Genomic DNA, 6776 nt, shown 5'->3' with positions numbered 1-6776 from the left:
ACTACCCGGGCAGGGACGCCGCCAGCCGGCCGGCGAGCTCCAGCGCGCGCCGGGCCAGGGGCTCGACGACCTCGCGGTCGGCGGGGACGAGCCCGACCCGGGTACGCCGCTCCAGCAGGTCGTCGACGTCCACCGCGCCCTCGTGGGTCACCCCGAACACCAGCTCGGCCAGGGTGACCGGCACCCGGTCCGAGGCGGGCGCCAGCAGCTCGGCGTCGTCCAGTCCGGTCCGCCGCGCGGTCTCCAGGACCAGTGCGGCGTCGGTGCCGTAGCGACGTACCAACCGGGGCGGTAGCTCGAGCCGCGCGAGCTCGTCGCGCGGCGCGGCGCCGAGGAGAGGCGTGGTCGCGGTGACACAGGGATCGGCGCTCAGGCCGGCGTGGGCGACGGCCGCGTCGACGGCGTCCTGGGCCATCCGGCGGTACGTCGTGAGCTTGCCGCCGACGACCGTCACCAGGCCCGTGGGCCCGGTCAGCACGGCGTGCTCGCGGGACAGGTCGGAGGTGCGGCCGGCGCCGGCGTCGAGCAGGGGGCGGAGGCCGGCGAAGGCGCCCACCACGTCGTCGCGGCGCAGCGGCCGGGCGAACGCGGCCCMCACCACGTCGAGCAGGAAGCCGATCTCGGCCTCGCTCGGCTCCGGCACGTCGGGCACAGGCCCCTCGACGGGCTCGTCGGTGAGGCCGACGTAGACGGTGCCGTCGGGCTGGGGGAGGACCAGCACGAAGCGGCTGGTCTCCCCCGGGATCGGGGCGGTGATCGCGACGGAGAGGCCGGGCAGCGTCTCGGCGCGCAGGACCAGGTGGGTGCCGCGGCTGGGCCGCAGGGTCAGCTCGGTGGCCAGCTCGCCGGCCCAGACGCCGGTCGCGTTGACGACCGCGCCGGCGGTGACGGTGCGGAGGGCGCGCGTGCACTCGTCGCGCAGGTCGACGCGGGTGCCGGTGGCGGCGGTGACGCGGACGCGGGTGCGGACGTGGGCGCCGTACGACGCCGCGGTGCGCGCGATCGTGGTCACGAGCCGGGCGTCGTCCTCGAGCTGGCCGTCCCAGGACAGGAGGCCGCCGCGCAGCCCGTCGCGGCGCAGGGCGGGCGCCATCCGCAGTGCCTCGGTGGCCGAGACCCGGCGCGGGGCGGGGAGGGTCGCGGCGTCGGTGTGGGCCGAGATCCGCAGCGCGTCGCCGGCGCGCAGCCCGAGCCGGGTGAGCCCGGCCTGGCGGCGCGAGACGCTCGACATCAGGGGCACCAGCATCGGCAGCGGCCGGGTGAGGTGGGGGGCGGTGACCTCCATGAGGACGCCGCGCTCGACCGCACTCTCGTGGGCCACGCCGACCTGGCCGTGGGCGAGGTAGCGCAGGCCGCCGTGGACGAGCTTGGAGGACCAGCGCGACGTACCGAAGGCGAGGTCATGGGCGTCGAGGGCCAGCACGGTGAGGCCGCGGGTGGCCGCGTCCAGGGCGACGCCGGTGCCGGTGATCCCGAGTCCCACGACGACGAGGTCGACGTGCTCGGGGAGGTCGTCCAGACCGGCGCGGATGCGGGTCATCGCGGACTCACGGCGCCAGCACCCGGGCGATGACGATGCGCGCCTCGGCGTAGAGGTCCTCCTCGCTCACGTCGTCGTCGACCATGGTGTGCCCGCTGAGCACGAAGCCGTGCGCCGCCAGCACCAGCGAGCGGGCGATCACCGTCGGGTGCCCGGCACGGATGGTGCCGTCCGCCTGGCCCGTGCGGACCGCGTCCTCGATCAGCGCGAGGATCAGGTCCTGGGAGCGGCCGCGCCGGTGCAGGAGATAGGGCAGGAGCAGCTCGGGGTCGAGCTCGACGATGCGCACGAAGAGCTCGTTGTCGCGCAGGGCGTGGACGGTCCCGAGGATCCGGTCGGCGATGTCGAGCGCCGGGTCGCTCGCCGCGACGATCCCGGCCCACTCGCGGGTCATCAGGTCGCCGAGCAGCTGGGGCATGTCGGGCCAGGTCCGGTAGATCGTCATCCGGGAGACGCCGGCGCGACGGGCGACCTCGGTCAGCGTCGTACGCCGCCAGCCGACGTCGAGGATGCACGCCCGGGCGGCGTCGAGGTACGCGTCCTGCGGGCCGGTGGGCGTTCCCGAACCGTTGTGACGAAGTGACGACATGTGTCACAGTGTAACTCATGACGCCCGAGATGCACCCCCAGCGCTGGGGAGACCCGGCGGCCGCCGCCCCCCTCCCCGAGTCGGCCCGCGGCCTCGTCGAGCTGGCCTTCGGGCCGCTGACCGATGCCTCCGTCGAGTGGGACGGGGCATCCTCGCTCGCGGGTGCGCCCCTCGACCGGCTCGTCCTCGACGGGTTGCGCGCGGTCGTCGGCGCCGAGCACGTCCTCACCGACCCGGCGACCCGCGCGCTGCGCACCCGCGGCAAGTCGACGCCCGACCTGCTGCGGGCCCGGGCCGGGGACCTCACCGACGCCCCCGACGTCGTCGTACGTCCGGCCGATGGCGTCGAGGTCGAGGCCCTGCTGGCCCTGGCCGTCGAGCACCACCTCGCGGTGGTGCCGTTCGGGGGAGGCACGTCGGTCACCGGAGGTCTGGTCGCGCGCCGGGAGGGCTTCGCCGGGGTGGTCAGCCTCGACCTGGTGCGCCTCGACCGGCTGGTCGCGGTGGACGCCGAGTCGATGACCGCGACCCTCGAGCCGGGACTGCGCGGACCGCAGGCCGAGGCGTTGCTCGCGGCGCACGGGCTGACGCTCGGGCACTATCCGCAGTCGTTCGAGCACGCCTCGATCGGGGGCTTCGCCGCGACCCGGTCCAGCGGCCAGTCCAGCGCGGGCTACGGCCGCTTCGACGCGCTCGTGGTCGGCCTGACCGTCGTGACGCCGTCGGGCGTGCTCACGCTTGGCTCCGCCCCCGCCAACGCCGCCGGGCCGGACCTGCGCCAGCTCGTGCTGGGCTCCGAGGGGACCCTCGGGGTGATCACGTCGGTCACCGTCCGGGTGCGCCGACTCCCTGCCACGAAGGTGTACGACGGCTGGCGCTGGCCGTCCTTCACCGCCGGGGCGGACGCGATGCGCACCCTCGCGCAGGCGGGGCTGCTGCCGACCGTCGTCCGGCTCTCCGACGAGACCGAGACCGCGATCAACCTGGCCGACCCCGGCGCGATCGGGGCCGGCGGCGACGCGGGCTGCCTGATGGTCGTGGGCCACGAGGGCGAGCCGGAGGCGGTCGCCGCCACGCGCACCGCCGTCGCCGCGGTGCTCACCGGGCTGGGCGGGACCGACCTCGGGGAGGAGCCGGGTCGGGCGTGGGTGCAGGGCCGCTTCCACGCGCCGTACCTGCGGGACTCGCTGCTCGACGTCGGCGTGCTGGTCGAGACGCTGGAGACGGCCACCTTCTGGTCGAACCGGCAACGGCTCTATGACGCGGTCAGGGCCGCGCTCGTCGGCACCCTCGGGGACGGTGCCCTGGTGCTGTGCCACGTGTCGCACGTCTACGAGACGGGCTGCTCGCTCTACTTCACCGTCGCCGTCCGCCAGGGCGAGGACCCGCTCGCCCAGTGGGCGGCGGCCAAGGCCGCGGCCAGCGACGCCATGATCGCTGCCGGCGCGACGATCACCCACCACCACGCGGTCGGCACCGACCACAAGCCCTGGCTGGCGCGGGAGATCGGGCCGGTCGGGGTCCAGGTGCTGCGCGCGGTCAAGGAGTCGCTCGACCCCACCGGCGTGCTCAACCCCGGGGTGCTCATCCCGTGAGTCCGTCCTTCTCCTTCCTGGTCAACCCGGCCTCCGGCGGCGGGGCGGCGCCCGGCGCGGTCGTGCCGGTCGCGCGGCGTCTCCGGGACGCGGGCGCGACCGTCGAGGTGACCTACTCGCCGGGGCCGCGGGCCACCCGCGACCTCGTGGCCGCGGCCGTCGCGCGCGGCGACGTCGTGGTGTCGGTCGGGGGCGACGGCATGCTGTCGTCGCTGGCCGGCGAGGTGGCGCGGCTCGGTGGGACGCTCGGGATCGTGCCGGCAGGTCGGGGCAACGACTTCGCGCGGATGCTCGGCCTGTCCGACGACCCGAGGGCGCAGGCCGACCTCCTGCTGGCCGGCGTGACGCGTCGCGTGGACCTGGTCTCGTGGTCGGTCGACGGCTGCTCGCGGGTGGTGGCCGGCTCGGTGTACGCCGGGGTCGACGCCCGGGCCGCTGAGCTCGTGGACCGGCTCCGCGGGCTGCCCGGACCGGTGCAGTACCCCTGCGCGGCCGTGCGCGCCCTCGCGTCGTACCGTCCGGCGCGGTGCCGGGTCGTCGTCGACGGCGTGGTCGGTGAGTACGACGCCGCGACCGTCGTCGTCGCCAACTCGCGCTTCTACGGCAAGGGGATGGCGATCGCGCCGGCCGCGCGCCTCGAGGACGGCCTGCTCGATGTGGTGGTGGTCGAGGCGGCCTCCAAGCGGGCGCTGATCCGGTCGCTCCCCAAGGTGTACGCCGGCCGCCACGTCGACCTGCCCGAGGTCACGGTCCTGACGGGCGCCCGCGTCGAGCTCTCCGCCGACGCCCGGGTGGCCGTGCCGGTCGGGGGCGACGGCGAACCGCTCGGCGTGCTGCCCACGCTCGGCTCGCCGCCCGCCGAGGTCGCCGTACTGCCCGGAGCGCTCACCGTCATCGCCTGACCGCGAGATGGCACGGCTGAGGTGTCAGGAAGTGCCCGCTCGGCACGTCTGAAGTGCACGAACGCGCCCGGTCAGCGGAAGGACCAGACGAGCAGGTCGGTGTGGTCGATCGCGGTGACGACCCGACCGCCCGGGTCGGTGAGCCGCGCCGCGTCCCCCTCGGTGAGCCGGGCCGCGTCACCCTCTCCGAGCTCGACCGCCCCGGTCGCGGCGAAGACGTGCAGCAGTGGGGAGTCGGGGAGGGCGATGGACTCACCGGGCGCGAGACGGGCGACGCCGAGCGTCGCGCCCGCCGTACGGATCGGCAGCCCGCCCGAGCCCGCGACCGGCACCAGCCCGCCGCCCTCGAGGTCGACGGCCCGCTCGTGGTGCACCGGCGCGCCACCGGGCTCGTCGGGGCGCACCCACGACTGCACGAAGCGCGTCGGACCCGACGCCGGGTCGGCCACCTCCGCGTGCCGGATGCCGGAGCCCGCGCTCATGGCCTGCACCGAGCCGGGGCCGATCGGCGAGGTGTGGCCCGCCGAGTCGGTGTGCAGCAGCACCCCGGACAGCACCCAGGTGACGATCTCCAGGTCGCGGTGGGGGTGGTCGGGGTAGCCGCCACCGGGCTGGAGGAGGTCGTCGTTGTGACAGACCAGCGGACCGAAGCCGAGGTGGGCCGGGTCGTAGTGCGGACCGAACGAGAACGAGTGCCGGGTCACACGGTCCGCCTCGTGCGTGGAGAACCTCGACCATCCGGCGTACACCGCGACTCCCATGCCGATATCTTCACAGTGTGACGAGTGATCCGCCCGGGTCCTTCCCCCTCCTGCCCCCGGGTTTTCGGTTCGGGACCAGCACGGCCGCCTACCAGATCGAGGGTGCGGCCTCCGAGGACGGCCGCGGACCCAGCATCTGGGACACCTTCACCGCCGAGCCCGGTCGCGTCTCCGACGGCTCGACCGGCGCGGTCGCCTGCGACCACTACCACCGGTTCGAGGAGGACGTCGCGCTGATGGAGGCGCTCGGCGCCCCCGGCTACCGGCTCTCGCTCTCGTGGTCGCGGATCATGCCCGACGGGCGCACGGTCAACGAGGCGGGGCTCGCGTTCTACGACCGCCTGCTCGACTGCCTCGTCGCCCACGGCATCAAGCCCATGGTCACGCTCTACCACTGGGACCTCCCGCAGGCCCTCGAGGACGAGGGCGGCTGGCTCAACCGCGAGACCGTCGACCGCTTCGCCGAGTACGCCGCCGTGGTCGGCGAGCGCTTCGTCGACCGGGTCGAGCACTGGATCCCGGTCAACGAGCCCAACGTCGCCTCCCTGCTCGGCTACGGCCTGGGCATCCATGCGCCCGGTCGGACCCTGATGTTCGACTCCCTGTGGGCCTCGCACCACATGCTGCTCGGGCACGGCCGCGCCGCCATCGAGCTGCGCAGGCAGGGGGCGCAGAGCATCGGCTGCGCCAACAACCACGCGCCCGTGTGGCCGGCCTCCGACGACGACGCCGACGTGGGCGCCAGCAAGATCTACGACGGGCTGTGGAACGGGATGTTCCTGGAGCCGATGCTGCTCGGGCGCTACCCGGTGGACCTGGCGCCGCTCCTCGACGGGCTGGCCGAGCCGGGCGACATGGCCACCATCCGGCAGCCGCTCGACTTCTACGGCGTCAACTACTACAACCCGATGAAGATCGCCGCGGCCCCCGAGGACGCGGACCTGCCCTTCGAGCTGCGCGACGTCGTCGGCCACCCGACCACGGACCTCGGCTGGCCGGTCGTGCCGGACGCGCTGCGGGAGTGGCTGATCATCTTCCGCGCCCGCTACCGCGCCGCGCTGCCACCGATCATGATCACCGAGTCCGGGTGCGCCTACAACATGGGTCCCGACGCGGACGGCGTCGTCGACGACCAACCCCGCATCGACTACCTGCACGCCCACCTGACCGCCGTCGCCGAGGCGATCGAGCGTGGCGTCGACGTCCGTGGCTACTACTGCTGGTCGCTGCTGGACAACTTCGAGTGGGCCGAGGGCCTGTCCCAGCGCTTCGGCCTGGTGCACGTCGACTACGACACCCTCGCGCGCACGCCCAAGCGCTCCTTCCAGTGGTACGCCGACCTGATCGCCGCCCAGCCCGGGAGCGGGCCCGCTCCCCTATAGGGTTCGA

At 74.6% G+C, this 6776-nt stretch carries 6 protein-coding genes; 3 read left to right on the top strand and 3 right to left on the bottom strand.

The window, feature by feature from the left end:
• Window position 1: 1 nt before the first annotated feature.
• Both AC1DQF_RS13830 and AC1DQF_RS13825 read right to left on the bottom strand, forming a co-directional pair.
• Complete coding sequence (locus tag AC1DQF_RS13830; protein ID WP_477525797.1) at window positions 2-1540, bottom strand: glycerol-3-phosphate dehydrogenase/oxidase; 1539 nt, start codon at window positions 1538-1540, stop codon at window positions 2-4.
• Window positions 1541-1547: 7 nt separating this feature from the next.
• Window positions 1548-2129, bottom strand: coding sequence for a TetR/AcrR family transcriptional regulator (locus tag AC1DQF_RS13825; protein ID WP_477525796.1), 582 nt, complete (start codon window positions 2127-2129; stop codon window positions 1548-1550).
• Window positions 2130-2146: 17 nt separating this feature from the next.
• Here AC1DQF_RS13825 and AC1DQF_RS13820 point away from each other — a divergent pair, with 17 nt between their 5' ends.
• Both AC1DQF_RS13820 and AC1DQF_RS13815 read left to right on the top strand, forming a co-directional pair.
• Window positions 2147-3724, top strand: a complete 1578-nt coding sequence (locus AC1DQF_RS13820; protein ID WP_477525795.1) for an FAD-binding oxidoreductase — start codon at window positions 2147-2149, stop codon at window positions 3722-3724.
• Window positions 3721-4626 (top strand): diacylglycerol/lipid kinase family protein, encoded by a 906-nt coding sequence (locus AC1DQF_RS13815; protein ID WP_477525794.1) that lies wholly within the window; start codon window positions 3721-3723, stop codon window positions 4624-4626. Before AC1DQF_RS13820 ends, AC1DQF_RS13815 begins: the two co-directional genes overlap by 4 nt.
• A 71-nt stretch (window positions 4627-4697) precedes the next feature.
• Here the strand turns inward: AC1DQF_RS13815 and AC1DQF_RS13810 are convergent, their stop codons facing one another.
• Window positions 4698-5387: a pirin family protein gene (locus AC1DQF_RS13810; protein ID WP_477525793.1), complete on the bottom strand. Its 690-nt coding sequence runs from the start codon at window positions 5385-5387 to the stop codon at window positions 4698-4700.
• 17 nt (window positions 5388-5404) lie between these two features.
• Here AC1DQF_RS13810 and AC1DQF_RS13805 point away from each other — a divergent pair, with 17 nt between their 5' ends.
• Complete coding sequence (locus tag AC1DQF_RS13805; protein WP_477525792.1) at window positions 5405-6769, top strand: GH1 family beta-glucosidase; 1365 nt, start codon at window positions 5405-5407, stop codon at window positions 6767-6769.
• Window positions 6770-6776 lie beyond the last annotated feature (7 nt).

It is taken from the genome of Nocardioides sp. P4_G4 (genome assembly GCF_056401085.1).
The sequence above is the reverse complement of the archived record's forward strand: the minus strand, read 5'-3'. Positions and strand labels throughout refer to the sequence as shown.